Origin of the sequence: Lelliottia sp. 7254-16, assembly GCF_002922995.1 — a bacterium.
Taxonomy (GTDB): Bacteria; Pseudomonadota; Gammaproteobacteria; order Enterobacterales; family Enterobacteriaceae; genus Enterobacter; species Enterobacter jeotgali.
Map to the genome: position 1 here is coordinate 82,998 of NZ_PQVS01000002.1, position 14,541 is coordinate 97,538.

General features: G+C 53.0%; 20 protein-coding genes. 7 read left to right on the plus strand and 13 right to left on the minus strand.

Going from position 1 to position 14,541, the window contains the following annotated elements; all coding sequences use genetic code 11:
- Nucleotides 1-7: 7 nt before the first annotated feature.
- The 11 genes from npr to C3708_RS03205 form a co-directional block, all read right to left on the minus strand.
- Nucleotides 8-280 carry a PTS phosphocarrier protein NPr gene (gene npr, locus C3708_RS03155; protein WP_095283587.1) on the minus strand — a complete coding sequence of 91 codons (273 nt, stop codon included), beginning with the start codon at nucleotides 278-280 and terminating at the stop codon, nucleotides 8-10.
- Nucleotides 277-1,131, minus strand: coding sequence for an RNase adapter RapZ (gene rapZ, locus C3708_RS03160; protein WP_095283586.1), 855 nt, complete (start codon nucleotides 1,129-1,131; stop codon nucleotides 277-279). The genes npr and rapZ overlap by 4 nt, the downstream gene beginning before the upstream one ends.
- Before the next feature lie 45 nt (nucleotides 1,132-1,176).
- Complete coding sequence (gene ptsN / locus C3708_RS03165; RefSeq protein ID WP_095283585.1) at nucleotides 1,177-1,668, minus strand: PTS IIA-like nitrogen regulatory protein PtsN; 492 nt, start codon at nucleotides 1,666-1,668, stop codon at nucleotides 1,177-1,179.
- A gap of 82 nt (nucleotides 1,669-1,750) precedes the next feature.
- Nucleotides 1,751-2,038, minus strand: coding sequence for a ribosome hibernation promoting factor (gene hpf / locus C3708_RS03170; RefSeq protein WP_095283584.1), 288 nt, complete (start codon nucleotides 2,036-2,038; stop codon nucleotides 1,751-1,753).
- 22 nt (nucleotides 2,039-2,060) lie between these two features.
- Nucleotides 2,061-3,494: an RNA polymerase factor sigma-54 gene (gene rpoN, locus C3708_RS03175; RefSeq protein ID WP_103948841.1), complete on the minus strand. Its 1,434-nt coding sequence runs from the start codon at nucleotides 3,492-3,494 to the stop codon at nucleotides 2,061-2,063.
- Nucleotides 3,495-3,541: 47 nt separating this feature from the next.
- Nucleotides 3,542-4,267, minus strand: a complete 726-nt coding sequence (gene lptB / locus C3708_RS03180; protein WP_059177326.1) for an LPS export ABC transporter ATP-binding protein — start codon at nucleotides 4,265-4,267, stop codon at nucleotides 3,542-3,544.
- A gap of 6 nt (nucleotides 4,268-4,273) precedes the next feature.
- Nucleotides 4,274-4,828 carry a lipopolysaccharide ABC transporter substrate-binding protein LptA gene (lptA, locus tag C3708_RS03185; RefSeq protein ID WP_095283582.1) on the minus strand — a complete coding sequence of 185 codons (555 nt, stop codon included), beginning with the start codon at nucleotides 4,826-4,828 and terminating at the stop codon, nucleotides 4,274-4,276.
- On the minus strand, nucleotides 4,797-5,372 hold the full coding sequence (gene lptC / locus C3708_RS03190; protein ID WP_095283581.1) for an LPS export ABC transporter periplasmic protein LptC: 576 nt from the start codon (nucleotides 5,370-5,372) through the stop codon (nucleotides 4,797-4,799). Before lptC ends, lptA begins: the two co-directional genes overlap by 32 nt.
- On the minus strand, nucleotides 5,369-5,935 hold the full coding sequence (gene kdsC, locus C3708_RS03195; RefSeq protein WP_095283580.1) for a 3-deoxy-manno-octulosonate-8-phosphatase KdsC: 567 nt from the start codon (nucleotides 5,933-5,935) through the stop codon (nucleotides 5,369-5,371). Before kdsC ends, lptC begins: the two co-directional genes overlap by 4 nt.
- A 14-nt stretch (nucleotides 5,936-5,949) precedes the next feature.
- Nucleotides 5,950-6,936 carry an arabinose-5-phosphate isomerase KdsD gene (gene kdsD / locus C3708_RS03200; protein WP_095283579.1) on the minus strand — a complete coding sequence of 329 codons (987 nt, stop codon included), beginning with the start codon at nucleotides 6,934-6,936 and terminating at the stop codon, nucleotides 5,950-5,952.
- 13 nt (nucleotides 6,937-6,949) lie between these two features.
- Nucleotides 6,950-7,927 (minus strand): calcium/sodium antiporter, encoded by a 978-nt coding sequence (locus tag C3708_RS03205; RefSeq protein ID WP_095283578.1) that lies wholly within the window; start codon nucleotides 7,925-7,927, stop codon nucleotides 6,950-6,952.
- 227 nt (nucleotides 7,928-8,154) lie between these two features.
- Here C3708_RS03205 and mlaF point away from each other — a divergent pair, with 227 nt between their 5' ends.
- From mlaF to murA, 7 genes are all read left to right on the plus strand, one after another.
- A complete protein-coding gene (mlaF, locus tag C3708_RS03210) occupies nucleotides 8,155-8,967 on the plus strand; it encodes a phospholipid ABC transporter ATP-binding protein MlaF (RefSeq protein WP_095283577.1) in 813 nt (270 codons plus the stop codon).
- 6 nt (nucleotides 8,968-8,973) lie between these two features.
- The gene (gene mlaE, locus C3708_RS03215; protein WP_095283576.1) at nucleotides 8,974-9,756 is read left to right on the plus strand and encodes a lipid asymmetry maintenance ABC transporter permease subunit MlaE; all 783 of its coding nucleotides are present in this window, start codon (nucleotides 8,974-8,976) and stop codon (nucleotides 9,754-9,756) included.
- Nucleotides 9,757-9,760: 4 nt separating this feature from the next.
- Nucleotides 9,761-10,324, plus strand: coding sequence for an outer membrane lipid asymmetry maintenance protein MlaD (gene mlaD / locus C3708_RS03220; RefSeq protein WP_095284392.1), 564 nt, complete (start codon nucleotides 9,761-9,763; stop codon nucleotides 10,322-10,324).
- A 3-nt stretch (nucleotides 10,325-10,327) separates the two neighbouring features.
- Entirely contained in the window at nucleotides 10,328-10,963 is a 636-nt protein-coding gene (gene mlaC, locus C3708_RS03225) for a phospholipid-binding protein MlaC (RefSeq protein WP_095283575.1), read from the plus strand.
- Nucleotides 10,963-11,256, plus strand: a complete 294-nt coding sequence (gene mlaB, locus C3708_RS03230) for a lipid asymmetry maintenance protein MlaB (RefSeq protein ID WP_103947048.1) — start codon at nucleotides 10,963-10,965, stop codon at nucleotides 11,254-11,256. The genes mlaC and mlaB overlap by 1 nt, the downstream gene beginning before the upstream one ends.
- A gap of 125 nt (nucleotides 11,257-11,381) precedes the next feature.
- On the plus strand, nucleotides 11,382-11,636 hold the full coding sequence (gene ibaG / locus C3708_RS03235) for a BolA family iron metabolism protein IbaG (RefSeq protein WP_095283573.1): 255 nt from the start codon (nucleotides 11,382-11,384) through the stop codon (nucleotides 11,634-11,636).
- Between the two features lie 51 nt (nucleotides 11,637-11,687).
- Nucleotides 11,688-12,947: a UDP-N-acetylglucosamine 1-carboxyvinyltransferase gene (murA, locus tag C3708_RS03240; protein ID WP_095283572.1), complete on the plus strand. Its 1,260-nt coding sequence runs from the start codon at nucleotides 11,688-11,690 to the stop codon at nucleotides 12,945-12,947.
- 62 nt (nucleotides 12,948-13,009) lie between these two features.
- Here the strand turns inward: murA and sfsB are convergent, their stop codons facing one another.
- Both sfsB and ispB read right to left on the minus strand, forming a co-directional pair.
- Nucleotides 13,010-13,297 (minus strand): DNA-binding transcriptional regulator SfsB, encoded by a 288-nt coding sequence (sfsB, locus tag C3708_RS03245; protein ID WP_095283571.1) that lies wholly within the window; start codon nucleotides 13,295-13,297, stop codon nucleotides 13,010-13,012.
- 229 nt (nucleotides 13,298-13,526) lie between these two features.
- Complete coding sequence (ispB, locus tag C3708_RS03250; protein ID WP_095283570.1) at nucleotides 13,527-14,498, minus strand: octaprenyl diphosphate synthase; 972 nt, start codon at nucleotides 14,496-14,498, stop codon at nucleotides 13,527-13,529.
- Between the last annotated feature and the right edge of the window lie 43 nt (nucleotides 14,499-14,541).

Here is a 14,541-nt window from a genome sequence, read left to right on the forward strand (position 1 = left end):
TGAGGACTCAGTCCTCATCAAATCCGGCGTTGAACAGCGCGACCACCGCTGCCAGCGCTTCCACTTCCTGCGGGCCGGTCGCTTCTACTTCAATCTGACGTCCTTTTGCCGAATCCAGCATCAGCAGCGCAATCACGCTATTGGCTTCGGCCTCGGTGCCTTCATCGTTACGCAGCAGCACTTCAGCGTCAAATCCCTGCATCAGTTCAAACAACTTCATCGCCGGGCGGGCGTGCATGCCCAGCTTATTGGTGATTTCAACAGTATGTTTTACGGTCATGTTTTACGTTTTTCCAGCGTGCGATGGCGAGACTGAACGTTTTTACCGCGTGAGCGGAAATAATCAGCCAGCTGCTCGGCAATATACACCGAACGATGTTTACCGCCGGTACAACCAATCGCCACGGTCAGGTAGCTGCGGTTGTTGGTTTCCAGCATAGGTAACCATAGCTCAAGGTAGCTTCGCGTCTGGTAAATAAAATTGTGAACTTCTGTGTGTCGGTCGAGGAACGCGGCCACTGGCTTGTCCAGACCGGTCATCGGACGCAGTTTTGGGTCCCAGTGCGGGTTCGGCAGAAAGCGTACGTCGAACACATAATCTGCATCGATCGGAATACCGTGTTTGAAGCCGAAGGATTCGAACACCATCGTCAGCTCACGCTCGCGTTTGCCCAACAGGCGGGTACGCAGCATTTCCGCCAGCTCATGCACCGACATCTCGGAGGTATCGACAATCAGATCCGCGCGGGAACGCAGCGGTTCCAGCAGGTCGCTCTCTTCGTCGATGGCGCTTTCAAGCGACAGATTCTTGCTGGACAGCGGGTGCAAACGACGGGTGTCGCTGTAGCGACGAATCAGCGTGTTACGGTCAGCGTCCAGGAACAGCAGCTGAGGCGTGAAGTTCTCCGGCAGGCTGTTCATCGCCTGCTCGAAAATTTCCGGGGATTCCGGCATATTGCGCACGTCGATACTGACGGCGGCAGAAATCTGCCGGTCCGCGAGCGTTCGCGCCAGGTCGGGCAGCAGTACCACCGGGAGGTTATCGACGCAGTAAAATCCCATATCTTCGAGCGCTCGCAGGGCCACGGATTTACCCGAGCCAGAACGACCGCTGACGATCATCAGCACCATGTTCCGTTTCTCCTCACGACTGCAGATGTGAAGGCCATCGCCTGGTTACGCATCATCCTGATTGCCTTCCGCTTCGGTGATAATTTGGTACAACTCTTCATCACTTTGGGCTGCGCGCAGACGGCGGCAAATGGTTTTATCTGCCAGACGTTTAGCCACCAGCGAAAGCGTATGCAGATGGGTTTTGGTCTGGTCAGCGGGCACCAGTAACGCGAACAGCAAATCAACCGGCTGGTTATCAATCGCATCAAAGGCGATTGGCGTTTCGAGCTGCACAAAGACGCCCACGGCGCGCAATGTGTCTTCTTCCAGTTTGCCATGCGGAATGGCAATGCCATTGCCGATGCCGGTACTGCCCATTTTTTCACGGGTCAGAATAGCTTCGAACACCACCTGAGGCGGCAGGCTTAACTGTTTTGCAGCCAGTTCACTGATAATTTCCAGAGCCCGTTTTTTGCTCTGACAGTGAACGCCACTGCGGGTACATTCCTGGTTAAGGACACTACTCAATTGAAGCGAGGAATCGTTGTTCATCATAATTTCACCTAAGCGCTAACTGTACAAATGGCCTGTTGTGTTTCACAACAGGCCGCCCTGCACCCGTTAACTGCCCGGACAATTAGTGTTGTTTCAGTTTATCTTTATGTTTATTAAGCTGTCGTGCCAACTTGTCAATCAAGCCGTCGATAGCCGCATACATGTCTTGCCCTTCCGCACTGGCATGGATTTCACCCCCGTTTATATGCAGGGTTGCATCCGAGATATGAGTCACTTTCTCCACTTTCAACACAATGTAGACCTGATTGATCCTCTCGAAATACTGTTCAAGCTTGGCGAATTTCGTATTCACAAAATCGCGTAAGGCTTCAGTGATCTCGACGTTGTGTCCTGTGATGTTGAGCTGCATAGTGTCTTCCTTATCAGTTGGGTCAAACCAGTTGTTTACGCTGGTTAGACGGCGGAATGGATAAAGACTCTCGATACTTCGCAACAGTTCGACGTGCCACCATAATACCCTGGTCGGACAGCATGGTGGTTAACTTACTGTCACTCAGTGGCTTCGCGGGGTTTTCCGCTGCGATCAACTTCTTCACCAGTGCTCGAATAGCCGTTGACGAGGCTTCGCCGCCGCCTTCGGTACTCACATGGCTGGAGAAGAAATACTTAAGCTCAAAAATGCCGCGCGGGCTGTGCAGATACTTCTGCGTGGTCACGCGCGAAATGGTCGATTCGTGCATCTCGACGGCCTGAGCGATATCCGCCAGCACCATCGGTTTCATAAATTCTTCGCCCTTTTCAAAAAACGCCTGCTGCTGTTCCACAATACAGCGACTGACACGTAGCAACGTATCATTTCGGCTCTCAAGGCTTTTGATCAGCCATCGCGCTTCCTGAAGATTGCTACGAATATATTGATTGTCGGAGTCGTTGCGCACGCTGGTGCACATGGAGGCGTACTGCTGATTAATTTGCAGGCGAGGAATGCTGTCGGAGTTCAGTTCTACCGTCCAGCGTTCGTTGTGCTTTCTGACCAGAACGTCAGGAATCACGTATTCAGGTTCGCTGGTCTGGATAGATTGTCCGGGGCGCGGGTCAAGCGACTGAATCAGATTCACCGCCTCTTTCAACACGTCCTCTTTGAGGCGCGTGACACGCATCAGGGATCGGAAATCATGATTCGCCAGCAGATCTAAATGTTCGCTGATGATCAGTCGGGCCTCATCAATCCACGGTGTTTCTTTTGCAAATTGCGAAAGTTGGATCAACAGGCAATCACGCAGATCCTTTGCCGCCACGCCGACCGGGTCAAAACGCTGGATGCGTTTCAGAACCGCTTCGATCTCATCAAGATCGATATCGCCGTTGCCGACGCTCTCAAGAATGTCTTCCAGAGAGACGGTCAAATAGCCCGTATCATCCACGGCATCCACAATGGAGGTGGCAATCGCGCGATCGGTTTCGGTGAAAGGCGTGAGCTCCACCTGCCACATCAGGTAATCCTGTAACGACTGGGTGGTTTCGCCCTGATAAACCGGAAGCTCGTCATCCTGGTAATCAGCACGTGTGCCAGAAGGGGTTCCGGCGGTGTAGATTTCATCCCAGCTGGCGTCTAACGGTAACTCGTCCGGCATCTCTTTTTGTTCGAGAGCATCTGCCGTATCAAGGGATTCGGTGTCCTGCTTTTCCTGGGTATCTACCTCGTCATGAAGATCGGTTTGCTCCAGCAGAGGATTGCTATCCAGCGCTTGCTGGAGTTCCTGCTGAAGTTCTAACGTGGACAACTGCAACAGACGGATCGCCTGTTGTAGCTGTGGCGTCATCGCCAGTTGCTGGCTGAGCCTTAATTGCAAACCTTGCTTCATGTTCAGAGCGTTTTTCCCCGCTTTGGCGTGACTTAACCTCTACCCTATCAGAGTCTGAAGTCTTCCCCAAGGTACACGCGCTTCACATGCTCGTCTTCGAGGATTTCTAACGGAGTGCCGTGGGCGATTAAATGGCCCTGGCTGACGATATAAGCACGTTCACAAACCGCCAGCGTTTCACGTACGTTGTGGTCAGTGATGAGCACACCGAGGCCGCTGTCGCGCAAATGCTCGATAATACGCTTGATGTCGATAACGGAGATTGGATCGACGCCCGCAAAAGGTTCATCCAGCAGGATAAATTTCGGATTTGCTGCCAGGGCACGGGCTATTTCGACGCGGCGGCGTTCACCACCGGAAAGGGCCTGGCCCAGGCTGTCGCGTAAATGTTCGATGTGAAACTCTTCCATCAGCTCATTTGCACGATCCTGACGCTGCTCGGAGGTCAAATCGTCACGGATTTGCAGAACCGCCATCAGGTTGTCGAATACGCTCAGGCGGCGGAAAATCGACGCTTCCTGCGGCAAATAGCCAATACCGCGACGGGCACGCGCATGCAGTGGCAGAAGACTGATGTCTTCATCATCAATGATAATGTTGCCAGCATCGCGCGGGACAATCCCGACCACCATATAAAAGGTGGTGGTTTTACCCGCACCGTTTGGACCCAACAGGCCAACGATTTCGCCGGAGTTCACGGTCAGACTGACATCTTCCACGACGCGGCGGCCTTTATAGGCTTTGGCGAGGTTCTTTGCAGTTAAAGTTGCCATAACGAATTAGTTACTCTTTTTCTGTGCCGGGGCCTGGTCTTTGTTCTTGTCTTGCAGCTGAGACGGAACCAGAACGGTGGTGACGCGCTTACCTTTGTCGCTGAATGCCTGCATTTTCTGCTCTTTCACCAGATACGTGATCTTATCGCCGGTGATATTGCTATCCAGCTGTTCCAGATAGGCATTCCCGGTCAGGATAACGAGATCTTTCGCCAGCTCATAGTGCATATGAGACGCATGGCCTTTCACTGGCTTGCCGTTATCCTGCATTTGATAGAACGTTGCCGGATTGCCGTAGCCATCAATAATCTCTTTGCCCTGCTCGCCGCCCGGACGGGTGACAACCACTTTATCGGCATTGATTTTGATCGTGCCTTGGGTCATGACGACGTTGCCAGTGAAGGTGACGACGTTACCCTGCATATCAAGCGACTGCGTGTCAGATTCGATATGAATCGGCTGCTCAGTGTCGCCCGTCACAGCAAGCGCGGGGAGACTGGCGGCCAGCAGCGCGCTGGCAATGATAAATTTAAGGCTGAGTTTGTTTGTTTTGAATTTCATAGGAGGTTCTAACCTTTTCAATCAGCTCGGCGTTTTTGCTGCGTAAGTTCCCGCGCATTCTTAAACCGCTGGAATTAAATGTTGTGCCGTATAACGTCACCAGATCCTGCGACGTGACATCCTGGGTGACCAGGTTTATCTGGGCGTTATCCGTAGTAATTTTGCGCAGTTGAGAGTCTGGCGTCAGAGCATTGACTTCAACATGACCATACAGATAAAGCATACGGTCATTCGTCAATTTTGCCCGGTCAGATTTAATCGACCACGTCGGAATTTTGTTGGTATCAAATGTGGTCATCACCGGTTGGGTGAACCACGAGATACCGTCATCGGAAAAATATTCTACATGCTGCGCAATCAGACGGTAGTTCAGGGCACCTTCCGGGCTATAAACTACCGTATCGCTGTGATCGCTTTTGTAGGTTGGGTCGTTGGTATTAACGACTTCATCGGGCGTATCGTCCCGGTCAGCGATATTCACGCCAATCAGGACCAGCACGGCCAGTGAAAGCAGAATGATAACCCAACGTCTGGTTTTACTCATATCGATTGCCCTTTGGCCTCATCAAGCTTGCCCTGCGCCAGCAACAATAAATCGCATACTTCACGAACGGCGCCGCGACCGCCATTGATCCGGGTGACATAGTCAGCGCGCGGGATCAAAAGAGGATGGGCGTCGGCAACGGCGATACTCAAACCGACTTCGGCCATGACTGGCCAGTCGATCAGATCGTCCCCAACATAGGCTACGTTCTCAGGTGCGATGGCAAGCTTCGCCAGTAAATCCCTGAACGCTACCATTTTGTCGGATTGGCCTTGATACAAATGGGTGATGCCCAATGTTTCGCAGCGATCTTCTACCAGTTTAGCCTTACGCCCGGTGATGATAGCAACTTCGATACCGGATGTGATCGCACAGCGAATTCCGTAGCCGTCGCGTACATTAAAGGCTTTCAGCTCTTCGCCATTATTGCCCATAAAAATTAAGCCATCGGACAGTACGCCATCAACATCCAGAATCAGCAGGCGGATTTTTTCTGCCTGCGCCATCATTTGCGTACTGACTGGGCCATAACAGGTTGCAAGGGATGCACCCGCATTACTCATTGTTTTATCCTTCATTACACTACGCCTGCGCGCAGAAGATCATGCATATGTACCACACCCAGCAGTTGGTCGCCATCGGCAACCATGGTTGAGGTAATATGACGAGACTGCATCAGGTTTAGAACTTCAACCGCCAGCGTTCCGGGACGCACCCGGATCCCGCCGGGTGTCATGACGTCGGCGATGCCTAAAGTGCGCACGTCAACGCCCATATCAAACACACGACGTAAATCACCGTCGGTGAAGATCCCTTCGATCTTCATCAGGTCGTCACAGATGACCGTCATACCGAGGTTTTTACGCGTGATCTCCAGTAAGGCATCACGCAGCGAGGCGTCTTTGCTGACGTGAGGGATCTCTGCGCCAGTGTGCATAATATCGTTCACCCGCAACAGAAGTTTACGTCCCAGCGCGCCGCCTGGGTGGGAAAGGGCGAAATCTTCTGGGGTGAATCCACGCGCTTCGAGCAGGGCTACGGCGAGCGCATCACCCATCACCAGCGCCGCGGTGGTACTGGAGGTCGGTGCCAGGCCAAGCGGGCAGGCTTCTTTCGGCACTTTTACGCACAGGTGAACATCCGCCGCGCGCGCCATGCTGCTTTCTGGGCGGCTGGTCATGCAAATGAGCGGAACGTGCAGACGTTTCAGCACGGGGATCAGCGCCAGTATTTCGTTGGATTCGCCGGAGTTGGACAGCGCAATAACCACATCCTGCGGCGTAACCATTCCGAGATCGCCGTGCGCCGCTTCACCTGGATGCACGAAGAAAGAGGATGTTCCGGTACTGGCAAAGGTCGCGGCCATTTTGCGGCCAATGTGACCCGATTTGCCCATCCCCATCACCACGACTTTGCCCGAACAGGAGAATATTTTCTCGCATGCATGAGTAAAGTCCTGATTAATATATTGATCTAACTGCGCCAGACCTTCACGTTCAATCTCCAGAACTTCTTTGCCTGCTTTCTGAAAGTCAAAACCCGGCTGCAATTCTATTTGCGACATAATGCGTTTCCGTTTACCCAGAGAGAAGAGGCGACAGCCAGTACAGCATCGCCATCCATACGATAAAACCACCCGTCAACAAGGCGCCAGCCCCTTTGCCTATCTGTTGTTTCCGCCGCCAGCAGAGCAGGGCGAAAATCACGCTGACTAACAGCATCACTCCGTAATCGCGGGAGAAAGCCAGCGGATTAAAGGCCCCTGGCGCAATCAGCGCGGGTAAACCCATTACGATCGCGATGTTGAAGATATTCGAGCCAATGATATTGCCAATCGCAATATCACCTTCGCCTTTGCGTGCGCCCGCTATCGCTGTGGCCAGTTCTGGCAAGCTGGTGCCGATCGCAATCACGGTCAGGCCAATGGTCAGTTCGCTGATTGCGAAATAGTTGGCCAGCACCGTGGCGTTATCGACGACCATGCGGGTGGACATCGGCATAATAATAAGTGCAACACCCAGCCACAGCAGGGCAACGGGCAGAGTGCCTTCACGCGGAAGTTCAGCGACTTGTTCACGTGTCAGGCTGTCATCACCTTGTTTTTCCGCCAGTCGGGCGATTTTAACGATATACAGCAGCCAGATGATCGCCAGCGCCAGCAGTAAAATGCCGTCGTCAAAGGTGAGTTGCCCATCATAAAGCACATACCCTGCCAGCAGGCTGACAATTAACATTAGCGGCAATTCGCGGCGCAGAACATCAGAATCCACGCGAAATGGATGCAGCAACGCAGCGAGGCCAAGAATCAATAAAATGTTAACGATATTAGAGCCGATTGCCGTTCCGATGGCGAGATCGATCTGACCGTGAAGCGAGGCGGAAGCGGAGACGATAATTTCCGGGAGCGATGTTCCCACGCTCACCACCGTCATCCCGATAATCAAAGGCGGTATACCAAAGAGTCGGCAAAGGATGGATGCGGCAAAAACCAAACGGTCAGCACTGTAGACCACCAACAGTAAACCAATTATTAACAGTGCCGTTGCTAAAAGCATCAAAAATCCTTTATTCAGGTATACTCGCCGGTCCACTGAGAATGAATCTCTGGCGCCGCATGCAGTCTGTAGACGTAACGAATTCCTAATTTTGACTTTATGCGCCGGAAAAGTAAAACAAATGCCAGCTTTCGCTAACCTGCGCGGATAATATTCTGTAAAAATGTCGGGTTTAAGGCTGAATTAAGCGCCATGCTTAACCTTAACGGGAAAGAAAGGAACTTTAAATGAGCCAAACGATGGCGAATTTAGTCGATGTCCGTGACGTTAGCTTCTCGCGCGGCAATCGATTGATATTTGAAGACATCACGCTGACGGTGCCACGGGGCAAGATCACGGCGATCATGGGCCCCTCTGGTATCGGTAAAACCACGCTGCTGCGTTTGATCGGTGGACAGATCCCACCGGATCATGGCGAGATTCTCTTCGACGGTGAAAATGTCCCGGCGATGTCTCGCTCACGCCTGTATACCGTCCGTAAGCGGATGAGCATGCTGTTTCAGTCGGGCGCGTTATTCACCGACATGAATGTCTTTGATAATGTCGCTTACCCGCTGCGTGAACATACCCGTTTGCCTCCTGAACTGCTGAAAACGACGGTGATGATGAAGCTTGAGGCGGTGGGCCTGCGTGGGGCAGCAAAACTCATGCCTTCGGAGCTTTCAGGCGGGATGGCGCGTCGCGCTGCGCTGGCGCGCGCAATTGCTCTGGAACCGGACTTAATCATGTTCGACGAGCCCTTCGTTGGTCAGGACCCTATTACTATGGGCGTGCTGGTGAAGCTGATTTCAGAACTGAACAGCGCGCTGGGTGTCACATGCATCGTGGTTTCGCACGATGTGCCCGAGGTGCTGAGTATCGCGGATTACGCTTACATTGTGGCGGATAAAAAAATCGTCGCCCACGGTGGCGCTCAGGCGTTGCAAAACAACAGCGATCCGCGCGTTCGTCAGTTCCTTGATGGGATTGCCGATGGTCCCGTACCGTTCCGCTATCCGGCGGGCGACTATCATCATGATTTACTGGGAATAGGGAGTTAAGCGCTGATGCTGTTAAATGCGTTGGCCGCCCTTGGACACCGTGGCATAAAAACCATCAGGACGTTCGGGCGTGCCGGGTTGATGTTATTCAATGCGCTGATGGGTAAGCCGGAATTCCGTAAGCATTCTCCGCTGCTGATACGTCAACTCTATAATGTCGGCGTGTTATCGATGCTGATTATCATCGTGTCGGGTCTGTTTATCGGCATGGTTCTTGGGCTGCAGGGCTATCTGGTTCTGACGACTTACAGTGCGGAAACCAGTCTCGGTATGCTGGTGGCGCTTTCGCTGCTGCGCGAACTTGGCCCGGTTGTAGCGGCGCTGCTTTTCGCCGGTCGAGCGGGTTCTGCGTTAACGGCTGAAATCGGTCTGATGCGCGCAACGGAACAGCTCTCCAGCATGGAGATGATGGCGGTCGACCCGCTGCGTCGCGTGATTGCTCCGCGCTTCTGGGCCGGGGTTATCTCTCTGCCGCTGCTGACCATCCTGTTTGTGGCCGTCGGCATTTGGGGCGGTTCATTGGTTGGCGTCCAGTGGAAAGGTATTGATGCTGGTTTCTTCTGGTCCGCGATGCAGGACGCTGTCGATCTGCGTATGGACCTGGTGAACTGCCTGATTAAGAGCGTGGCGTTTGCCGTGACTGTGACCTGGATTGCGTTGTTCAATGGTTATGACGCGATACCAACTTCTGAGGGCATCAGTCGCGCCACCACGCGCACTGTGGTTCATTCGTCGCTGGCCGTACTTGGCCTGGATTTTGTGCTCACCGCACTGATGTTTGGGAATTGAGTTCATGCAAACAAGAAAAAGTGAAATTTGGGTAGGTGTGTTTCTGTTGCTGGCACTGCTGGCTGCGCTGTTTATCTGTCTCAGAGCGGCGGATATCACCTCCATTCGGACTGAACCCACTTATCGTCTCTATGCGACTTTCGATAATATCGGGGGTCTGAAGGCACGTTCCCCGGTGCGTATTGGCGGTGTGGTGATTGGCCGCGTCTCAGACATCACGCTGGATGACAAAACCTATCTACCGCGCGTCGAAATGGACATCGAAGAGCGCTACAACCACATCCCGGATACCAGTTCTCTGTCTATCCGTACTTCTGGTCTGCTGGGCGAGCAGTACCTGGCGCTGAATGTCGGCTTTGAAGATCCGGAGCTGGGAACGTCTATCCTTAAAGATGGCGGCGTGATTCAGGATACGAAATCGGCCATGGTGCTGGAAGATATGATTGGTCAGTTCCTTTACAGCGGTAAAGGCGATGACAAAAAGTCCGACGATGCCCCTGCACAGACTGAAGGCCCAACTGACGTCGCGCCGACCCCTGGCACGACGAATTCATCTCAGGAGAAGTAATTCATGATTAAACGACTGTTAATGGTTGCCATGCTGGTGATTGCCCCATTGACCGCAGCGACCGCAGCGGATCTGAGCAACCCCTACAAACAGATGGACGAAGCGGCGCAAAAAACCTTCGATCGCCTGAAAAACGAACAGCCTAAAATCCGTGCAAACCCGGATTATCTGCGTGAAGTGGTTGATCAGGAACTGCTGCCGTATGTGCAGGTGAAATACGCCGGTGCACTGGTGCTGGGCCGTTACTACAAAGATGCAACTCCTGCACAGCGTGACGCTTACTTTGCTGCATTCCGTGAATACCTGAAACAAGCTTACGGCCAGGCGCTGGCGATGTACCACGGTCAGACGTATCAGATTGCCCCGGAACAGCCGTTGGGCGACGCGACTATCGTGCCAATCCGTGTGACGATTATCGATCCGAATGGCCGTCCGCCGGTTCGCCTGGATTTCCAGTGGCGTAAAAACACCCAAACGGGCAACTGGCAGGCGTATGACATGATCGCTGAAGGGGTGAGCATGATCACCACCAAGCAGAACGAGTGGAGCGATCTGCTGCGTACCAAAGGCATTGATGGCCTGACCGCGCAGTTGAAATCAATCTCCAGCCAGAAAATTTCTCTGGATGAGAAAAAGTAATGACGCAGCCCTTTAGCTGGTCGCGCGAAGGCGACAAACTGATGTTGTCGGGTGAGCTCGACCAGGACCTGCTGATTCCGCTGTGGGATGCCCGTCATGAAGCCATGCAGGGCGTTGCGCTGATTGATTTAAGTGGCGTCACGCGAGTGGATACGGCAGGTGTTGCGCTGCTGGTCCATCTGGTCGCTGAAGGTAAAAAGCACGGAAGGGCGGTCTCGCTTTCTGGTGCTAGCGAAAACGTTGTCACGCTTGCGCAGCTGTACAATCTGCCCGAAGACGTTTTACCTCGCTAATATTTTCAGTGCGTTACTTCTGAAAGCCTCGACTGTTTCATCGTCGGGGCTTTTTGCCTGTTTAAGCCTGCGCCACTTTGCACTAAGATGTTGGGCTTGTTTCACTACCCGATGATTTAGAACCCATGGAAAATCATGAAATCCAGACAGTGCTGATGAACGCACTCTCCCTTAAGGAAGTCCACGTCACTGGCGATGGCAGTCACTTTCAGGTTATTGCTGTGGGTGAGATATTCGACGGCATGAGCCGTGTGAAGAAACAGCAGGCTGTCTACGCGCCGCTGATGGAATACATTGCGGATAACCGCATCCATGCTCTGTCGATCAAAGCCTATACCCCGCAAGAGTGGGAACGCGATCGCAAGTTAAACGGTTTTTGAGCTGAGGGTATTGAGCCCGCAGCACGGTTGAATTCATAAGAGAGCATATTGATGGACAAATTTCGTGTACAGGGGCCGACGCGTCTCCAGGGCGAAGTCACAATTTCCGGCGCCAAAAACGCCGCGCTGCCGATCCTCTTCGCTGCATTGCTTGCGGAAGAGCCGGTAGAAATTCAGAACGTACCGAAACTGAAAGATATCGATACCACCATGAAGTTGCTCACTCAACTGGGCACCAAAGTGGAACGTAACGGTTCAGTATGGATCGACGCCAGTAACGTTAACAACTTCTCCGCACCGTATGATCTGGTGAAAACCATGCGTGCATCCATCTGGGCGCTTGGCCCGCTGGTGGCACGTTTTGGTCAGGGGCAGGTTTCTCTGCCTGGTGGCTGCGCCATCGGTGCGCGTCCGGTTGATCTGCACATCTTCGGCCTGGAAAAACTGGGCGCGGATATCAAGCTGGAAGAAGGTTACGTGAAAGCCTCCGTCAATGGCCGCCTGAAAGGTGCGCACATTGTGATGGACAAAGTGAGCGTAGGCGCGACCGTCACCATCATGTCAGCAGCAACGCTGGCGGAAGGCACCACGGTTATCGAAAACGCTGCGCGCGAGCCTGAAATCGTCGATACCGCGAATTTCCTCGTAGCGCTGGGTGCGAAGATTACCGGTCAGGGTACCGATCGTATCACCATCGAAGGCGTTGAGCGCCTAGGTGGCGGCGTGTACCGCGTTCTGCCAGACCGTATCGAAACGGGTACCTTCCTGGTCGCAGCGGCTATTTCTGGCGGAAAAATCGTTTGCCGTAATGCACAGCCGGACACGCTGGATGCGGTTCTGGCAAAACTGCGTGATGCCGGTGCTGATATCGAAGTCGGTGAAGACTGGATCAGCCTTGATATGCACGGCAAACGTCCGAAAGCGGTTAACGTGCGTACTGCACCGCACCCGGCTTTCCCGACGGATATGCAGGCACAATTTACGCTGCTGAACCTGGTGGCGGAAGGCACTGGTTTCATCACTGAAACTATTTTCGAAAACCGCTTTATGCACGTACCGGAGCTTATCCGTATGGGCGCGCATGCAGAAATCGAAAGCAACACGGTCATTTGCCACGGCGTGGAAACACTGTCTGGTGCGCAGGTGATGGCAACAGATCTGCGCGCATCGGCGAGTCTGGTGCTGGCGGGTTGTATTGCGGAAGGCACAACGACTGTGGATCGTATCTATCACATCGATCGTGGCTATGAGCGTATTGAAGATAAACTGCGTGCGCTGGGTGCAAACATCGAGCGTGTGAAGGGCGAGTAATCGTTCCTGCAACCCCCTGCCAGCATGGTCGGGGGTTTGCTGTTCCTGCCTGTGCAAAAGCGTCAGATCTGGCGCTCTTTTTCCTCTGCTTTCTTGCGCATCATGCGTGTTCTGTCGATAAATTCGTGCGTAATAGGATCATGGTAACGTGATGGCCAGATCACCCAAGGCTGCGTTTCAAGCGCAGTGGCAATAATCAATTCTCCTTTTGGCCACGGGCGGGTTAACGCGTTCGCAAGCGTTGAAGAACTTAACCCACTACGCCGTGATTCTGCTGCCAGAGAGGTCCCTCTTTTCCGCAGGGCGGCAATAATGTCGGCAGAATGCCAGTCAATAAACTTCCTATCCATAAGCTGTTCCCTGATTCAAATGCGTCCACGTCATTTTGGCTGGACTGACGGTGGCTATTATACCTTCTTCGAACAACGGTTCTAAAAAGTTCGCATAACAGAAATCAATATTCAGATTATGACAGGGCTTTATTCATGCGGCCTGTAAGCTGATTATTTAACGTGAATAGATGCTTTACTGGAGCTTATTGGAAGCTCCCCGCTAATTTAACGGGGAGCAAAGAGGGGGTTAACGATCGCGCTGAACAGCAATGTGAGCGAGCCCAATAAGTGCATCACGCCACGGGCTGTCTGGTATCACCTGGATGGCGGCGATGGCTTTATCCGCTTCTTCTTCTGCACGCTGGCGCGTCCATTCAAGCGATCCACAGATTGCCATTGTTTCCAGTACAGGTTCCAGAAGGTGTCGGCCGTTTCCTTGTTCGATAGCCTCGCGGATGAGCTTCGCTTGATCCGGCGTTCCGTTGCGCATGGCGTGCAACAGCGGCAGAGTCGGTTTGCCTTCATTCAGGTCATCACCGACGTTTTTACCGAGGGTTTCGCCATCCGCACTGTAATCAAGCAAATCATCAATCAGCTGGAACGCGGTGCCCAGATAGCGACCATAGTCCTGCAGTCCACGCTCTTGCTCCTCAGAGCAGCCTGCCAGAATGCCGGAGCACTGAGCAGCGGCTTCAAACAGACGCGCAGTTTTGCTGTAAATCACGCGCATGTAGTTTTCTTCGGTGATGTCCGGGTCATTGACGTTCATCAGCTGCAGGACTTCACCTTCAGCGATAACGTTGACGGCCTCTGACATCACTTCCAGCACTTTCAGCGAGCCGAGACGAGTCATCATCTGGAAAGCGCGGGTATAGATAAAATCGCCCACCAGAACGCTGGCTGCGTTGCCAAAGGCGGCATTCGCGGTGGCTTTACCGCGACGCATGTCGGATTCATCCACCACGTCATCATGAAGCAGCGTCGCGGTGTGGATAAACTCAATCAGGGCCGCAATATTGACGTGAGCATTACCTTGATAGCCAACGGCCCTCGCGGCCAGGATGGCAATCATTGGGCGGATACGTTTACCGCCGCCACTGACGATGTAATAACCCAACTGATTGATGAGTTGAACATCAGAGTTGAGTTGCTCCAGGATTGCTGCATTCACACCCGCCATATCTTGCGCGGTTAACTCGTTGATTTTTTCTAAATTCATCGCAAAAGCCGGGCTTCTTATTCTGTTTAGCGCATGACTACTG

What these genes read in the sequence shown, in the direction of transcription:
- npr (WP_095283587.1), bottom strand. Translation starts at nt 280, where the DNA reads ATGACCGTAAAACATACTGTTGAAATCACCAATAAGCTGGGCATGCAC.
- rapZ (WP_095283586.1), bottom strand. Translation starts at nt 1,131, where the DNA reads ATGGTGCTGATGATCGTCAGCGGTCGTTCTGGCTCGGGTAAATCCGTG.
- ptsN (WP_095283585.1), bottom strand. Translation starts at nt 1,668, where the DNA reads ATGATGAACAACGATTCCTCGCTTCAATTGAGTAGTGTCCTTAACCAG.
- hpf (WP_095283584.1), bottom strand. Translation starts at nt 2,038, where the DNA reads ATGCAGCTCAACATCACAGGACACAACGTCGAGATCACTGAAGCCTTA.
- rpoN (WP_103948841.1), bottom strand. Translation starts at nt 3,494, where the DNA reads ATGAAGCAAGGTTTGCAATTAAGGCTCAGCCAGCAACTGGCGATGACG.
- lptB (WP_059177326.1), bottom strand. Translation starts at nt 4,267, where the DNA reads ATGGCAACTTTAACTGCAAAGAACCTCGCCAAAGCCTATAAAGGCCGC.
- lptA (WP_095283582.1), bottom strand. Translation starts at nt 4,828, where the DNA reads ATGAAATTCAAAACAAACAAACTCAGCCTTAAATTTATCATTGCCAGC.
- lptC (WP_095283581.1), bottom strand. Translation starts at nt 5,372, where the DNA reads ATGAGTAAAACCAGACGTTGGGTTATCATTCTGCTTTCACTGGCCGTG.
- kdsC (WP_095283580.1), bottom strand. Translation starts at nt 5,935, where the DNA reads ATGAGTAATGCGGGTGCATCCCTTGCAACCTGTTATGGCCCAGTCAGT.
- kdsD (WP_095283579.1), bottom strand. Translation starts at nt 6,936, where the DNA reads ATGTCGCAAATAGAATTGCAGCCGGGTTTTGACTTTCAGAAAGCAGGC.
- C3708_RS03205 (WP_095283578.1), bottom strand. Translation starts at nt 7,927, where the DNA reads ATGCTTTTAGCAACGGCACTGTTAATAATTGGTTTACTGTTGGTGGTC.
- mlaF (WP_095283577.1), top strand. Translation starts at nt 8,155, where the DNA reads ATGAGCCAAACGATGGCGAATTTAGTCGATGTCCGTGACGTTAGCTTC.
- mlaE (WP_095283576.1), top strand. Translation starts at nt 8,974, where the DNA reads ATGCTGTTAAATGCGTTGGCCGCCCTTGGACACCGTGGCATAAAAACC.
- mlaD (WP_095284392.1), top strand. Translation starts at nt 9,761, where the DNA reads ATGCAAACAAGAAAAAGTGAAATTTGGGTAGGTGTGTTTCTGTTGCTG.
- mlaC (WP_095283575.1), top strand. Translation starts at nt 10,328, where the DNA reads ATGATTAAACGACTGTTAATGGTTGCCATGCTGGTGATTGCCCCATTG.
- mlaB (WP_103947048.1), top strand. Translation starts at nt 10,963, where the DNA reads ATGACGCAGCCCTTTAGCTGGTCGCGCGAAGGCGACAAACTGATGTTG.
- ibaG (WP_095283573.1), top strand. Translation starts at nt 11,382, where the DNA reads ATGGAAAATCATGAAATCCAGACAGTGCTGATGAACGCACTCTCCCTT.
- murA (WP_095283572.1), top strand. Translation starts at nt 11,688, where the DNA reads ATGGACAAATTTCGTGTACAGGGGCCGACGCGTCTCCAGGGCGAAGTC.
- sfsB (WP_095283571.1), bottom strand. Translation starts at nt 13,297, where the DNA reads ATGGATAGGAAGTTTATTGACTGGCATTCTGCCGACATTATTGCCGCC.
- ispB (WP_095283570.1), bottom strand. Translation starts at nt 14,498, where the DNA reads ATGAATTTAGAAAAAATCAACGAGTTAACCGCGCAAGATATGGCGGGT.